The 14,558-nt window shown below is 64.6% G+C and carries 14 protein-coding genes; 7 read left to right on the top strand and 7 right to left on the bottom strand.

Features of this window, described 5'->3' with window-relative positions; genetic code table 11:
• Positions 1-17: 17 nt before the first annotated feature.
• The 3 genes from CH302_RS16290 (at position 18) to CH302_RS16280 (ending at position 2,321) form a co-directional block, all read left to right on the top strand.
• Positions 18-635: a methionine ABC transporter permease gene (locus CH302_RS16290; protein ID WP_082323754.1), complete on the top strand. Its 618-nt coding sequence runs from the start codon at positions 18-20 to the stop codon at positions 633-635.
• Between the two features lie 25 nt (positions 636-660).
• Complete coding sequence (locus tag CH302_RS16285) at positions 661-1,548, top strand: MetQ/NlpA family ABC transporter substrate-binding protein (RefSeq protein WP_037192966.1); 888 nt, start codon at positions 661-663, stop codon at positions 1,546-1,548.
• A gap of 98 nt (positions 1,549-1,646) precedes the next feature.
• Entirely contained in the window at positions 1,647-2,321 is a 675-nt protein-coding gene (locus tag CH302_RS16280; RefSeq protein ID WP_037192964.1) for a nitroreductase, read from the top strand.
• On the opposite strand, the gene CH302_RS16275 is transcribed toward CH302_RS16280, so the two are convergent.
• Both CH302_RS16275 and CH302_RS16270 read right to left on the bottom strand, forming a co-directional pair.
• The gene (locus CH302_RS16275; RefSeq protein ID WP_094649983.1) at positions 2,302-3,657 is read right to left on the bottom strand and encodes an MFS transporter; all 1,356 of its coding nucleotides are present in this window, start codon (positions 3,655-3,657) and stop codon (positions 2,302-2,304) included. The genes CH302_RS16280 and CH302_RS16275 overlap by 20 nt on opposite strands.
• A gap of 283 nt (positions 3,658-3,940) precedes the next feature.
• A complete protein-coding gene (locus CH302_RS16270; RefSeq protein ID WP_037192962.1) occupies positions 3,941-4,882 on the bottom strand; it encodes an NAD(P)/FAD-dependent oxidoreductase in 942 nt (313 codons plus the stop codon).
• 104 nt (positions 4,883-4,986) lie between these two features.
• Here CH302_RS16270 and CH302_RS16265 point away from each other — a divergent pair, with 104 nt between their 5' ends.
• A complete protein-coding gene (locus CH302_RS16265) occupies positions 4,987-6,387 on the top strand; it encodes an amino acid permease (protein ID WP_052047845.1) in 1,401 nt (466 codons plus the stop codon).
• Positions 6,388-6,393: 6 nt separating this feature from the next.
• Here CH302_RS16265 and CH302_RS16260 read toward each other — a convergent pair whose 3' ends face one another.
• Both CH302_RS16260 and CH302_RS16255 read right to left on the bottom strand, forming a co-directional pair.
• Positions 6,394-7,560 (bottom strand): iron-containing alcohol dehydrogenase, encoded by a 1,167-nt coding sequence (locus CH302_RS16260; RefSeq protein ID WP_037192960.1) that lies wholly within the window; start codon positions 7,558-7,560, stop codon positions 6,394-6,396.
• A gap of 29 nt (positions 7,561-7,589) precedes the next feature.
• Positions 7,590-9,083 carry a CoA-acylating methylmalonate-semialdehyde dehydrogenase gene (locus CH302_RS16255; RefSeq protein ID WP_037193538.1) on the bottom strand — a complete coding sequence of 498 codons (1,494 nt, stop codon included), beginning with the start codon at positions 9,081-9,083 and terminating at the stop codon, positions 7,590-7,592.
• Between the two features lie 112 nt (positions 9,084-9,195).
• Here CH302_RS16255 and CH302_RS16250 point away from each other — a divergent pair, with 112 nt between their 5' ends.
• Both CH302_RS16250 and CH302_RS16245 read left to right on the top strand, forming a co-directional pair.
• On the top strand, positions 9,196-10,092 hold the full coding sequence (locus tag CH302_RS16250) for a LysR family transcriptional regulator (RefSeq protein ID WP_037192958.1): 897 nt from the start codon (positions 9,196-9,198) through the stop codon (positions 10,090-10,092).
• Positions 10,093-10,456: 364 nt separating this feature from the next.
• The gene (locus CH302_RS16245; protein WP_037192956.1) at positions 10,457-11,425 is read left to right on the top strand and encodes a cobalamin biosynthesis protein; all 969 of its coding nucleotides are present in this window, start codon (positions 10,457-10,459) and stop codon (positions 11,423-11,425) included.
• Here the strand turns inward: CH302_RS16245 and CH302_RS16240 are convergent.
• Genes CH302_RS16240 through CH302_RS16230 form a run of 3 tightly spaced genes read right to left on the bottom strand, consistent with a single transcriptional unit; the run spans position 11,366 to position 13,464 of the window.
• Positions 11,366-12,283 (bottom strand): SURF1 family cytochrome oxidase biogenesis protein, encoded by a 918-nt coding sequence (locus CH302_RS16240; protein ID WP_037192954.1) that lies wholly within the window; start codon positions 12,281-12,283, stop codon positions 11,366-11,368. The genes CH302_RS16245 and CH302_RS16240 overlap by 60 nt on opposite strands.
• A gap of 18 nt (positions 12,284-12,301) precedes the next feature.
• Complete coding sequence (locus CH302_RS16235; RefSeq protein WP_170945988.1) at positions 12,302-12,775, bottom strand: low molecular weight protein-tyrosine-phosphatase; 474 nt, start codon at positions 12,773-12,775, stop codon at positions 12,302-12,304.
• Positions 12,772-13,464: an HAD-IA family hydrolase gene (locus CH302_RS16230; protein WP_037192952.1), complete on the bottom strand. Its 693-nt coding sequence runs from the start codon at positions 13,462-13,464 to the stop codon at positions 12,772-12,774. Before CH302_RS16230 ends, CH302_RS16235 begins: the two co-directional genes overlap by 4 nt.
• Positions 13,465-13,519: 55 nt before the next feature.
• On the opposite strand from CH302_RS16230, the gene cobC reads away from it, so the two are divergent.
• Complete coding sequence (gene cobC / locus CH302_RS16225; RefSeq protein WP_037193534.1) at positions 13,520-14,557, top strand: Rv2231c family pyridoxal phosphate-dependent protein CobC; 1,038 nt, start codon at positions 13,520-13,522, stop codon at positions 14,555-14,557.
• Position 14,558: the final 1 nt, after the last annotated feature.

Below are 14,558 nucleotides of genomic sequence, written 5' to 3'. Positions count from 1 at the left end.
TGGGCGACACACTGACGATGGTCGGGATAGTGATGTTCATCGTGGTGCTCGTCGGTGTACCGCTGGGTTCGGCGCTGTTCAACCTGGGCCCCGGCGGGCTGTTCGAGAACCCGGTGCTCCATGCGCCCATCAGCTGGATCGTCAGTATCGGGCGGTCGTTGCCGTTTCTGATCTTGATGGCAGCACTGGTTCCGGTCACGCGATGGATCACCGGAACCAACATCGGTATCGCGGCCGCTGTGGTGCCGATGTCGTTGGCGGGCATCGCGTTCTTCACCCGCATCGTCGAGAACTCTCTGCGCTCGGTCCCGACGTCGGTGGTCGACGTCGCCCGGGCGTCGGGTGGCTCCACATTGCAGGTCACCACCACGCAGTTGTCCGAGGCGGTGCCGTCGATCATCGGTGGATTGACCATCAACGTCATCGCCATGATCGAATACTCGGCCATCGCCGGAACGATCGGTGCGGGCGGAATCGGTTATGTCGCAGTCACATACGGATACCAAAGATTCGATCACACCGTCATGATCGCAACGATCGTCATCCTGATTCTCACCGTCGCCGCCGTCCAGCTCGTCGGCGACGCGCTCGTTCGCTACGCCACACCTCATCAACGCGCTGTGCGCACTGTCTGAACCACATTCGAGAGGTCCATCCACCATGACAACGTCCACCGAAGCACACGGCTTCGAGCTGAAGAACCGTCGAAAGGCGCCCTGGATCATCGCGGCCGTCGTACTGCTGATCGCCCTAGCGGGGGTTGTCCGCATCGCGTTCTTCGGCGACACGGCCTCGGCCAACGAGACCGAGGGCGCAACCCTTGTTGTCGCCACTGCCGAAGGCAATGCATCCGAGCAGGCCCTGGTCGAATTCGTCGCTGACCAGGTTGCCCCCGAGTACGGCATCACAGTCGCATTCCGCGGACTCGCCGACAGCAACACCATCAACCGCGCGGTGAGTGAGGGCGAAGTGGCCGCCACGGTCTACCAGCACAAGCTGTGGCTCGGCCAGGTCCTCGAATCCAACCCGGACTTCCAGGAGGAAGCCGCAACTCCGGTGTTTCGCTGGGGCTTCGGACTCTGGTCCGACAAGTACTCCGACCCGGCCCAATTGCCGGACGGCGCTACAGTGTCGCTGTACTCCGACCCGGCCAACGAAGCCCAGGGCCTGTGGGTACTCGAACGAGCAGGTCTGATCACTCTCGACCCCGCGGTCGACAAGTCGACGGCCACGCAGAAGGACATTGTCGGAAACCCGAAGAACCTGCAGTTCACGCTGCTGGACTTCGCAGCGCAATCGCGGGCGCTGCCGGATCTCGATGCAGCAGTGGGCTACACCGAGTACTACCTCGCCGCAGGCATCCCCGTCGAGAAGCAGATCTTCGCGCCGCCTGCACCGGACGAGTTCGCCGGCCAGCTCACCATCGGTAGCCGCTGGGCCGATACCGACAACATCAAGAATCTCGTTGCGGCCTTCAGGGATCCTGCGGTGCAGGAATTCCTGGCCACCGACCCGCGAGTGAAAGACATCCTGCTACCCCTGCAGTAGCAGCACCCTGCGCCCGACGGTCCAGCAGCCGACCGTCGGGCGCAGCCGTGGTGTTACGTTCGACCCGCACCCGATGGCACCGACACGAGGCGGACGATGTGACCCGGTACGACGCGCTGACAGAACTACTCGACGAGAGGTACTCGTGCCGGCAGTTCCTGCCGAAGCAGGTCTCGCGCGAGGTACTCGAACAGCTCCTGTCAGCCGCCCGGCGCACACCGTCTTGGTCCAACACCCAGTCGTGGCAGATCATCGTGACCGAAGGCGATGCCACCCGGAAGTTCTCCGACGCCTTGGTGGAGCACGTGGCGTCCGGTGTGCCGCAACCGGACTTTCCGTTCCCGGCGAATTACAACGCTCTGCACCGTGCACGGCGACGTGAATGCGGCGGAGCACTGTACGAGAGCATCGGGGTGGTCAAGTCCGACACCGAGGCGACGACGCGTCAATTCATTCGCAACTACGAGCTGTTCGACGCGCCGCATGCAGCCATCATCACCACCGACGCCGACCTGGGTGTGTACGGCGCGGTCGATTGCGGGTTGTATCTGCAGACTTTCCTGCTGGCCGCCCAGAGTCTCGGTCTCGGAGCCATTGCACAAGCAGCCCTGGCCGCGTACTCACCGTTCCTGCACGAGTGGTTCGACATCCCGGACACTCGAAAAGTGGTGGCCGGCATCTCCTTCGGCTACCCGGACGAGACACACTCGATCAACGGATTTCGTACCGGCCGAGCGCCTCTGGACGAGACGGTCACCTTCGTCGGACGCTGACGTCGTTGTCGAGCGCACTCGTCGACGGCAGTACGTCTGCGGCTCGGCTGGCTGTCCGCAACCCGCCGTAGGTCTTCTGACGAATGGTCGCCAGAGTGATCATTCCGATCACGGCGGAGCCGATGACGAAGTACGCAGGTGACACCGAGCTTCCGGTGCGGTCGATGAGCCACGTCGCAATGTAGGCGGCGGCCCCACCCGTGGCGATCGTCGCAATGTTGAATCCGAGAGCGACGCCGGTCAGTCGAACTCGCGAGTCGAACAACGACGGGAACAGGGGAGCGGTTGCCGTCTGGATCAAGGGTGTGCCTACCGCGAAGAACATGAAAGCAATTGCAGCAACGAACAACCCGTGTCCACTCATCATCGACATTGCCGGGTACGCGAGCAGCGCCGAGGCGAGTAATCCGCTGGCCAGCACACGCACGCTGCCGAACCGATCGACCAGCAGCCCGGCGAGCGGCATGGACGCCGCGACGAGCACGATGACACCGGCCGCAGTCCAGGTGACCGAACTCTGACTGAATCCGCCTTCGCGCACCAGATGGATGCCGATGTAGGTGAGCACCATGTATCCGGTTGCGTTCTGAGCCACACCCAGTCCGAAAACCTGCAGAACCTGCTTGGGATGAGTGCGAAGTAGTTCGGTCAACGGTGCCTTCGCCACCTCGTTTTCCGCGGCTGCATGGACGAACTGCGGGGTGTCTTCGATTCGCGTGCGGGTCCAGAGACAGAACAGCACCAGGGGGATGCCGAGCAGGAACGGAATTCGCCAGCCCCAGCTGGTCATCTGCGCGTCGGTGGTGAGTGTGGAGGTGATCGCCACGGCGATGGCCGCGAGTGCGAAACCGCTGTTGCTACCCAGTGCGACGAAGGACGCACCGAGCCCCTTGCGTTTTTCGCCGACCGTCTCGTAGACGTATGTGAGCGCGCCTCCGAGTTCTCCACCGGCCGAGAAGCCCTGGACCAGACGGGCGATGACCAACAGGATCGGCGCGAGAACCCCCGCGTTCTCGTAGGTGGGGAGGAAGGCCATCAGTGCACTGCCGACGCCCATGAGCAGAACAGAGAACAACAAGGCGCGCTTGCGGCCGTGTCTGTCACCGAGGCGGCCGAAGAAGATTCCGCCGATCGGACGCATCAGGTAGGCAGATGCGAAGACGGCCAGACTCGCGAGCAACGACGCAGTCGGGTCGTCGCCGGGGAAGAACAATGGGCTGACGACGACCGCGAGGTAGGCGTAGACGGTGAGGTCGTAGTACTCGACGATGGTGCCGACCGTGGCAGCGAGTACGCCACGGCGTCTGGTCTGCTCAGGGGTGCGAATGGTGGCCACGGACTGCTCCGATTCTGTGTGCGACGGCGACGAGGGGGCGAGATCTGCACGTGTCGTCACACCTTAACCGGTTAAATGTGTACATACTTAGAAATAGTGAACAAGAATTAAAGTAACTATCCTACGGTCGACGTAGCTGCCGGCGATCCGGTTGAGAGATGTTCGCGCGCACTGTTTTCGGTGGCATCGGCGGGCATGAACACGGCAACGGTCCACGCCGATTGCGCTACCGCCACGAGGGAACCCGAGCGCACAAGGGAGTGGAGCAGTCGCGCCGCGAGGTTCAGTGCCGGAGGGCGTCGACCAGCGCACGCGCCATATCCGTGCCCGAACGCCAGGCGCTCTCCACTCGGGGCACTCCGGACTCGCACCACTGATCGCCCGCCGAACCGACGAAGCGTCCGTCCTGCTCGCGAAGCGCGAAGTTGGAATCGTGCTGCGCTGCGGGCTTGGCGAAGGTCCACCGATGAGCGTGGGTCCATGTGGGTTGCGTGGATGCGACGGACAATTCGCGAAGGGCGTCGACAACTGGGGCGATCGCACCGTCGGGGTCGTCGAGATGCTGCTGCGCTCGTTCCGACGTGGTGTGCACCACCAGAACCGGAGCGCCGTCTCCGCGGCGTGCACCGTCGTCGACGACAAAATCGATATCGGGATGATCGTTGACGAACGCTGCGTCCCGGAAGGGAATGTCGAGCACGTCGAACCCACACGCCACCGAGATGACGGGTACGTAGTCGACCGCATCGGGAATTGTGGTCAGTCGCATCGCCTGAGGATCCGGCATGGCGACCACGACGTGGCCGTCGGGCAATGCGGTCAACTCGGTGGAATGTTCGATGTCGAAGCCCTCGAGCATGTTTCGTACCAGCGATCGCAGCCCGTTCGGGGTAGCCCAGCGAACCGGTCCGGTCGTTGTGCACGGTGCAGTCTCGGGCTTGAGGATGCCGAACGTGTTGGCCCACTGGCGCGCCAATCCACCCGACTCCCACTCGGAGACCACCGTCGAGAATTCCTGATCTCGGACGGTGAAGTAGCCGGCACCCAGGTCGACGCGACGGCCGTGCAACTCCGGCGATGACATCCGCCCACCCGGAGCTCGGCCTCGGTCGACGATGCGGAACGGCACGTCTGCGTCGCGAAGAACCCGCGCGCAGGCCGCACCGGCTATGCCCGCACCGACGATGGTGACCGGATCGGTGATGCTGCCCGCTTCGGAGTTCATCGGTCCAGTATGCCCGGATTTGCGCCAATATCTCTGTACCACCGGCTGTCTGGACATATCGGTCACCCGCTGCGTCCGCGTTCACATTGTGTTCGACTACAGGGATGGCCATTACGGAGAAGCCGGACACCGGCGAGAACGGACTCGGTACCAGCCTGAAACCACGGCACGTGACGATGATTTCGATAGCCGGAGTCATCGGCGCGGGATTGTTCGTGGGTTCGGCCAACGCCATCGCCACGGCAGGCCCGGCAGTGCTGCTGGCGTACCTGTTCGCGGGCACGCTCGTGATCTTGGTGATGCGCATGCTGGGGGAGATGGCAACGGCCAATCCCGACACCGGCTCGTTCTCCACGTATGCCACACGCGCGCTCGGGCATTGGGCCGGATTCTCGGTCGGATGGCTCTACTGGTGGTTCTGGGTGTTGGTGATCCCGGTCGAAGCCACCGCGGCTGCATCCATTCTCACCAACTGGCTCGGCGGAGCCCAGTGGATGTGGGCACTACTCATCGTCATTGCCCTCACCGCGACCAACCTCATCAGCGTCGGAAACTACGGCGAATTCGAGTTCTGGTTCGCGCTGGTGAAGGTCGTGGCGATCATCGCGTTCATCGGCCTCGGAATCGCCGCCATCCTGGGGTGGCTACCCGATTCGGAAGTCAGTGGTGTGGACCAACTCTGGGCCTCGGGCGGCTTCATGCCCCTCGGGTTCGGCGCGGTGATCGCGGCCATGCTGACGACGATGTTCTCGTTCATGGGCTCGGAAATCGTCACCATCGCCGCTGCCGAATCCAAGGACCCGGCAAAGGGAATCACCCGCGCGACCAACTCGGTCATCTGGCGAATCTCGATCTTCTACTTCGGTTCCATCTTCGTCATCGTCGCGCTGGTGCCCTGGAACGAACTGGACCCCAATACGGGCTCGTACCAATTCGTGCTGTCCAAGATGGGAATCCCGCACGCCGAGACCATCATGGACATCGTCATCCTGACTGCCGTCGCGTCGTGCCTGAACTCTGCGCTCTACACCGCGTCGCGCATGCTGTATTCGCTCGGCGATCGAGGTGACGCACCCCGGGCGGTCAAGAAGATCACCACGAACGGGGTGCCGTGGGTCGCGGTGATCGCCTCGATGGTGCTCGGGTTCCTCGCCGTCATCGGAAACTACATCCTGCCCGAGAAACTCTTCACCTACCTGCTGGCGACCACCGGGGCCGTCGCGCTCTTCGTCTACCTCGCCATCGCCAGCAGTCAGCTGGTGCTGCGGCGTCAACTCGACCGCGACGACGAACGCCCTGCCGTTCGGATGTGGCTGTACCCGTGGTTGACCTACCTGGCCATCGGGTTCATCGTGTTCGTCCTGGTGATGATGGTGGTGCGGCCGGAGCAGCGGTCGTCGATCCTGCTCTCGGCCGTCCTCGCCGCAGTGACCGTGATCGGCGGAATCTTGGTGCAACGCCGAAATACGCGGCGCGACACTGTCGCCGCCCGCGCATCGGAGTGAGTGCAACTAGACCCCCGCGTACATCTGCCGGTACAGATCGACGATCTGTTCGGCGGTCGGCACGATCGGATTGTTTCCCGGGCTGCCCGACGCGAGTGCCTGCTCGGCCATGAGTGGCAGCAGTTCGTCCCACTTGGCCTTGTCGATACCGAAGGTCTCCGGAGTCGGAACCTCCACCTCACGACACAGTGTGACGATCGCATCCTGCAGCTTGCCACCGGCAACCTGATCCGAATCGCTTTCCGACGCCGCGCCCAGTGCGCGTGCGCAGTCGGCGTAACGCGTCGGTGCCCCGTCGATCGAGAATGCCGTGACGGCAGGCAACAGCATGGCGTTGGACAGCCCGTGTGCGACATGGAAGTGCGCGCCGATCGGTCGACTCATGCCGTGCACCAGACAGACGCTCGCATTGGAGAACGCCATGCCGGCCTGCGTCGAGGCATGCATCATCGCCTCGCGCGCCTGCCGGTCGTCGCCGTCGCGATACGCCCGCAGCAACGACGTCCCGATCGTGCGAATCGCACTGAGCGCCAGACCGTCGGAGATGGGGTTGGCCTTCTTGCTGACGTACGCCTCGATGGCGTGGGTCAGTGCATCGACACCGGTATCGGCCGTCAGACGCGCCGGCATCGACATGGTCAGCTCGAAGTCGATGATCGATGCGATCGGGAGAAACGACAGCCCGGGGCACAACATCTTCTCGTCCGAGGCGACGTCGGTGATGATGGTGAACTGAGTTGCCTCCGAACCACTTCCGGCCGTGGTGGGGATGGCGATGATCGGGAGGGCCGGGCCGGTCGACAGCACGGGAGCCTTGAAGTCCCGCATCGTTCCGCCCTGCACCGCGAGAATGGCCAACGCCTTGGCCGTGTCCATCGGACTGCCACCGCCGAAGCCGATGATCGAATCGGCCGAATGCTGCTGCACCGCTTCGAGACCGGCGACCAACGAATCGGTCGTCGGATCCGGAACGGTGCCCGAGAACAATGCAGGCGTCTTACCGGCCTCGGTCATGATCTTCATCAAACGATCCGCCGAGCCGTTGCCGGCCATGAACGCGTCGGTGACGAGTAGCGGTCGTGACACGTCGAGGTCGGTCAGAACGGTCCCCAGATCCTCGACAGCACCGCCGCCCAGCTTGAGGAACCGAGGAAACGAAATATTGGCAACCATGGTGTGCTCCTTCGTGGTGTCTTCGGAACTCAGCTGTTTTCGGGGAAGCCGAGGTTGATGCCGCCGTGGCTGGGGTCGAGCCAGCGACTGGTGACGGCTTTGCCGCGGGTGAAGAAGTGGACGCCCTCGGTGCCGTGGGCGTGGCTGTCGCCGAAGAGGGAGTTCTTCCACCCGCCGAAGCTGTAGTACGCCATGGGAACCGGGATCGGCACGTTGATACCGACCATGCCGACCTCGACCTCGTTCTGGAAGCGTCGGGCCGCCCCACCATCGTTGGTGAAGATGGCGGTGCCATTGCCGTACGGGTTCTCGTTGATCAGTCGAAGGGCGTCGTCGTAGGTCTCGACGCGGACGACCGAGAGGACCGGTCCGAAGATCTCGTCGGTGTAGACGCTCATGTCGGGAGTCACGTTGTCGATGAGGGTGGGCCCGAGCCAGAATCCGTCGGTGCCGCCGTCGGGCTGGACGGTACGTCCGTCGACGACGAGGGTGGCCCCGGCTGCTTCGCCTGCATCGACGTACGAGGCGACCTTGTCACGGTGGGCCTTGGTGACGAGCGGTCCCATGTCTGCCCCGCGGGTTCCGTCACCGGTGACCAGCGGACTGGTGCGCTCGGCGATCTTCGCGACGAGTTCGTCGGCGATGTTCCCGACAGCGACGAGTGCGGAGATGGCCATGCATCGTTCGCCTGCGGAGCCGAAGCCGGCATTGACCATGGCGTCGGCGGCGAGGTCGAGATCTGCATCGGGGAGCACGACGGCGTGGTTCTTGGCGCCGCCGAGGGCTTGGACGCGCTTTCCGTTGGCGGTACCGGTGGAGTAGACGTACTGGGCGATGGGGGTGGAGCCGACGAAGGAGACCGACTTGATCTTCTTGTTCTCGAGGAGCTCGTCGACGGCCACCTTGTCGCCCTGAAGGACGTTGAACACGCCGTCGGGCAGGCCCGCCTCGGCCCAGAGCCGGGCGAGCCAAATGCTGGCGCTCGGGTCTTTCTCCGACGGCTTGAGTACCACGGTGTTACCGGCCGCGATGGCGATGGGGAAGAACCACATCGGGACCATGGCGGGAAAGTTGAAGGGGGAGATGATCGCTACCGGTCCGAGCGGCTGACGGATGGAGTAGACGTCGACGCCGGTCGACGCGTTCTCGGTGTACCCACCCTTGAGCAGATGTGCCATGCCGCAGGCGAATTCGACGACTTCCTGGCCGCGGGAGATCTCGCCGAGTGCATCGGAGAGGACCTTCCCGTGCTCGGCGGTGATGATCTCGGCGAGCTCGTTCTTACGCGCGTTCAACAGCTCTCGGAACGAGAACAGGACAGACGTCCGCTTGGCGAGGGAGGTATCGCGCCACGCCGGGAATGCGGCTGCAGCCGCGTCGATGACCGCGCGGGCGTCGCCGCGATCGGCCAGGGTGAGCGTGCCGGTGACCTCGCCGGTAGCGGGGTTCGTGACGGGGGCGGTCCGGTCGGAGCTACCGGAATAAGTCTTTCCATCGAGCCAGTGCGCAATGACGTCGGTCAACGTTCGATCCTTCCATCGGTGTGTCTCGAGTCTCACTTGTACGGATGCACATGTCAAAGGCCAAAACCGCAGATCGCTGTGCAGAAATGCACACTGGCGATAGTCTCGGTTGGTGTTCAACGCAGACCATCTCCGCTACTTCCTCGAAGTGTCGAGGACGGGGCGTCTGACCGACGCCTCGCACACTCTCGGTGTGGACCACACCACCGTCGGTCGGCGCATCACGGCGCTCGAGAAATCGGCCGGGCAGCGACTGTTCGACAGAACGCCGTCGGGCTGGCGACTCACCGAGGCGGGTCGACGGCTCGTCGGATACGCAGAGACCGTCGAATCGACACTCATCGCCGCCTTCGAGGATCAGACCTCCGACACCGGCTCCCTGCGAGGGACCGTGCGCATCGCGGCCCCCGACGGTTTCGGAGCGTTCGTCCTGACGGCGAAGCTCGGCGTACTGCGAGACAAGCATCCGGATCTCGACATCGAACTGGTCACCGCCACCGAGCACAACTCGTTGGCCACCAGGGAATTCGATATCGCAATCACGTTGGAGCGGCCGTCGCCGCGATTCGTCGTTACTCGCAGGTTGGCGACGTACTCCCTCGAGCTCTACGCCGCCGCCGAGTATCTCGCCGCGATGTCGCCGATCCGGACTGTCGACGATCTGCGAGAACACACGCTGATCTCGTACGTCGACGCGCTGCTCGACGTGGCGCCGCTGCGAATCCTGGATTCGATCCTGCCGGAGGGCCGCGCGCAGATTCAGACCAACAACATCACCGGGCAGTGGATCGCGGCGAGATCCGGGGTGGGAATTGCGCCCCTGCCCAGCTACATCGGCGAGCCCGACGAGGCCCTCGCGTCGGTGTTGCCCGGCGTCGTCTCGGTCGAACGGACCTATTGGACGGTGGTGCCGCGAGAGCTGACCGGTCTGGCTCGGGTGAAGGCCGTCGACGAATTTCTCCGGTCGGTGGTGACCGACGAACAGCATCTATTTCCTGTGCCGCAGTAACGACGAGAGAAGTGCACAGTCCGAGAGTGTCGGTGGCCGTTGACATTTGGACGTTCCGATGAGACGAGCGTCTCGTGATGACGGACACACGTGACGCCGACCTCAAAGAAGTGGGAAACAGCGGAGATAGGGGTAACAATCTGTTCCAGACACATCCGCGGTCGCGGATCCACTCGAGATTCTGGGGGAATCATGACACTGTTCGTAATGGCAACGGTCGGCTTCGTCGGTATGGCAATCGCACTGCTCAACGACGGAAGCGACATGAATTTCCGTGGTCGCCAGCTGGCGGGCGCGTACCGCCAGCGCTGAGTCCGGCACACCGAATTCCTGCGCCGGGTGCGCAGTTGGCAAGATTCGTGGGATGCGGACACACGCCCGGGCGATCGGACTACTGGTCGGCTACGGCCTCGATCGAGTATTCGCAGATCCACGACGCTGGCACCCGGTGGCAGGATTCGGCACGACGGCGCTGCGCGTCGAACACATCCTCTACCGCGACAGCCGAGCCCTGGGCGTCGTCCACGCAGTCGCGCTGATCGGCTCGGTGACCGCACTCGGTGTCGGGTCGAGTCGCATGGCCGGTCGTGTGGGCGCACCTGCCGAGGTCGCTCTGGTCGCGGCCGCTACGTGGGCCGCTCTGGGAGGTACGTCCCTGTCGAAGGTGGGCCGGCAGATGGCGGACCACCTCGACAACGACGACCTCGAGAGTGCACGAGCTCTGCTGCCGTCACTGTGCGGTCGGGATCCGGAACCACTCGATTCCGACGGCCTCGCGCGGGCCGCACTGGAGTCCATTGCGGAGAACACCTCCGACGCGACGGTCGGAGTGATGGTGTGGGGAGCACTGGCCGGGGTGCCGGGGATTCTGGCCTACCGAGCGAGCAACACGCTCGACGCGATGGTCGGGTACCGGTCTCCGAAGTATCTGCGTTTCGGTTGGGCCGCAGCACGAATCGACGACGTTCTGAACCTGCTACCGGCTCGCGTCACCGGCGTGGCGACGGTTGTCGCAGCGCCCTCGGTGCAGGGTTCGCCCGCCCGAGCCCTGAAGATGTGGCGACGCGACGCCGCGCAGCACCCCAGCCCCAACGCAGGTGTTGCGGAGGCGTCGGCTGCCGGGGCACTGGGGCTGCAGCTCGGCGGCAGAACGCAGTATCGACACGGCGTGGAGATCAGGCCGACACTCGGTGACGGCCACGCGCCGACAGCACGCGATCTTCGTCGATCGGTCGCACTGTCGAGCCGAGTGCAGGAACTGTCTGCGGTCGCGTCAGCGATTCTTGCCGTAGCGATCGGCCAGGCGAGGATCCGACGGCGTCGTCTCGCGTGACGCCGCGCGCGCCCGTGCTCGCTTCTCGCGGCGGGTGGGCAGCGTGAATTCTTCTTCGTCGTCGGGACCGGCCTCGTCCTCGGGCTCGGTGTCCGGCTCGCCGGACATCGCGTCCGCGAGTTCGGCACGTGAATTGCGGCGTTCCCGTATCTCCGCCCGGGCGAAATACGCCAGGCCCAGCGGTGCCATGATGCCGAACGCCAGCCACTGCAGACCGTAGGACAGATAGGGGCCTGCGTCGGTCTGCGGCAGTTCGATCAGGCCCAGACCGCCCGGCTGAGCGTCGTCGAGCTGTAGGTATCCGTCGATGGCGTCGACTCCCACCGCTGCGCCGATCTGTTCCGGATTGATGTTGTAGACCTGCAGCCGACCGTCGTCCTCGACGGGCTCGCGCGAGGTGCCTTCGGCTTGGCGTACCCGTGCGTTCAGCGTCACTTCACCGGCGGGTGCCGCCTCGAACTCCGGCGCTCTGGTTCCCTCCACCGGCAACACGTACCCGCGATTGACGAGCACGGTGGGCCCGCCTTCGATCACGAACGGGGTGATGACCTCGTAGGCGGGCTGATCACGGATGCTGCGCAGCCGCACCAGTACGTCGGAATCGGCGACATAGGACCCGGGAGCGATGACCCGACGCCACTCGTCCTCGGCCGGAAATCCGTTTGCGGTGAGAACATCGGAGATCGGCACCGGATCCGCGTCGACGGATCGGGTGATCAGATCGTTGCGCTCGGACGTCGAGGTGTTCTTCCCCAACTGCCACGGAGCGAGCACGCTGAAACACAGGAACGCGAAGGCCAGCACCACCGCAGCCAGCACCAACCATTTGGGTCGCAGCAAGAACGCTAACTTTCGCACTCCACCACGGTAGCCGGGTCAGTGAGAGAGTCGAGACCGTGCCCAGTCCAGCATGCCGGGAACGGCACTTTCGATCTGCTCGCGCACCTCGGTGAACGCCGAATCGGACGAGTAGTACGGATCGGCCACCGACGAGTCGTCGGCATCGGGATCGAACGACCGCAGCAGGGCGACACGATCTGCCGGAGCGCCGAGCTGCAGCAGGGCGCGCGCATGACCGGTATCGAGCGCGACGATCAGATCTGCCGCCAGGTGATCCGGCCCGACCTGCGCCGCCTCGTGCTCGCTGTCGTAGCCGTGGGCATCGAGCTCGGCGACGGTTCGTGGATCTGCGCCGTCGCCCACATGCCAACCGCCGGTCCCGGCGCTCGAGACACGCACCGCCTCGCCCAGACCGGCGTCGCGCAGATGCCCTGCGAAGACCTTCTCGGCCATCGGTGATCGGCAGATGTTGCCGGTGCACACGAAGGTCACATGCAGTGGCTCGTTCACTGCACGGCCGCCGTGTTCTGCTCCAACACGGTGGCCAGTTCGTCCATGCTCGACGCGGTGAACGCGGCGTCGTCGCTCTCGCCGTCGACGCCGTAGCCCCACTCCACGTACACCGTGGGAATGCCGAATCGAGCGGCACCGTGCACGTCGTGATCACGATCACCGATCATGATCACCCCGGCTGTGCCGCCGTCCGCGGACTCCACCGGATCGATGCCGAGGTTGGTCAGCGAATGCGCGATCACATCGGACTTCGCCCGTCGGGTGCCGTCGTTGCTGGCACCGCCGATGAACTCGAAGTACCGCGACAGACCGAAGTGGTCCAGAATCCGGACGGCGAATCGCTCCGACTTCGACGTCGCAACGCCGAGGCGCACGCCGCGTTCCTGCAATCGCGTCAACACCGTCTCGATGCCGTCGAACGCGGTGTTCTCGGCCCAGCCGCGCTCGTCGTAGCGTTGGAAGTACGCCGCCAGTGCGCGCTGCGCTGCATCCTCGTCCAGGCCGAGCCCGCGCAACGTGTCGATCAGAGGTGGTCCGACGACCATCGACAGCTGTTCCTCGGTCGGTTCGGGAGCCTCGACCGACGCCAGAGCGTGACGAAAACCGGCATGAATTCCCGGTGCGGAATCGGTCAACGTCCCATCGAGATCGAACAGGACAACGGACGCGGGAGCATCGACAGACATGGTCCAAGCCTATCGGTGCGGGCCGTTCGGTGACGGCGCGGCTACGCTCGTCGCGATGTCCGACACAGCTGCCGATCCCGATGCGCTACTCCGTCACCACGGCGACGTCGAGGTCGATTCCGGCTTCGTCGACTTCGCCGTCAATGTGCGCGGTGACGGACCGCCGGCATGGCTTCGCGATCGGCTGGCCGCGGCACTGAGTTCGTTGGGTTCGTACCCGAGCACGGCCGCCGACAAGGCCGCACGAGAACAGGTGGCCGAACACCACGGCCGCTCACCGGACGAGGTGCTGCTGCTCAGCGGCGGGGCCGAGGGGTTCTCGATGCTGCCGCGGCTCGGGCCCCAGCTCGTCGCGACGATCCACCCGTCGTTCACCGAGCCCGACTGGGTGCTGGAGCAGGCGGGCATTCCGGTGCACCGAGTGATCCTGCCGCCGCCCTTCGAGCTCGATCCGACGCTCGTGCCCGATGCCGCCGACATGGTGATCCTCGGCAACCCGACCAACCCCACGTCGGTTCTGCATCCCCGTGAGGCGGTACTGAGTCTGCGCGGATCCGGACGCACGCTGGTGATCGACGAGGCCTTCGCCGACGCAGTTCTCGGGTCGGGGGAATCGGTCGCCTCACAGAGCCTTCCCGACGTGCTGGTCCTGCGGAGCCTGACGAAGACGTGGGCGCTGGCAGGATTGCGATGCGGGTATGCGCTTGGCCACCCCGACGTCCTGGCACGGCTGCAGTACGGCCGCGCGCACTGGCCTCTGGGGAGTCTGCAGCTCGAAGCGATCCGCGCCTGCACCGAACCGTTCGCCGTCGATCGGGCACGCGCCGAGTCCGAGCGAATCCACCGCGAACGAACTGCGATGATCCCGCGACTCGAGGCTCTGGGCCTCGACGTCACCGGACCCGCACGCGCGCCGTTCCTGCTGCTGCGCGTCGACGGAGCCGATTCGGTTCGAGAACGCCTGCGCACGATGGGTATCGCGGTGCGGCGCGCAGACACGTTCCCGGGGCTCGACCGTCACCACCTGCGCGTCGCGGTACGGGACTCGCAGCAGGTCGACATACTGGTGGAAGCGTTGAACACCGTTCTGTGAG

The organism is Rhodococcus sp. 15-2388-1-1a, from assembly GCF_002259145.1.
Lineage (GTDB): Bacteria > Actinomycetota > Actinomycetes > Mycobacteriales > Mycobacteriaceae > Rhodococcoides.
The sequence above is the reverse complement of the archived record's forward strand: the minus strand, read 5'-3'. Positions and strand labels throughout refer to the sequence as shown.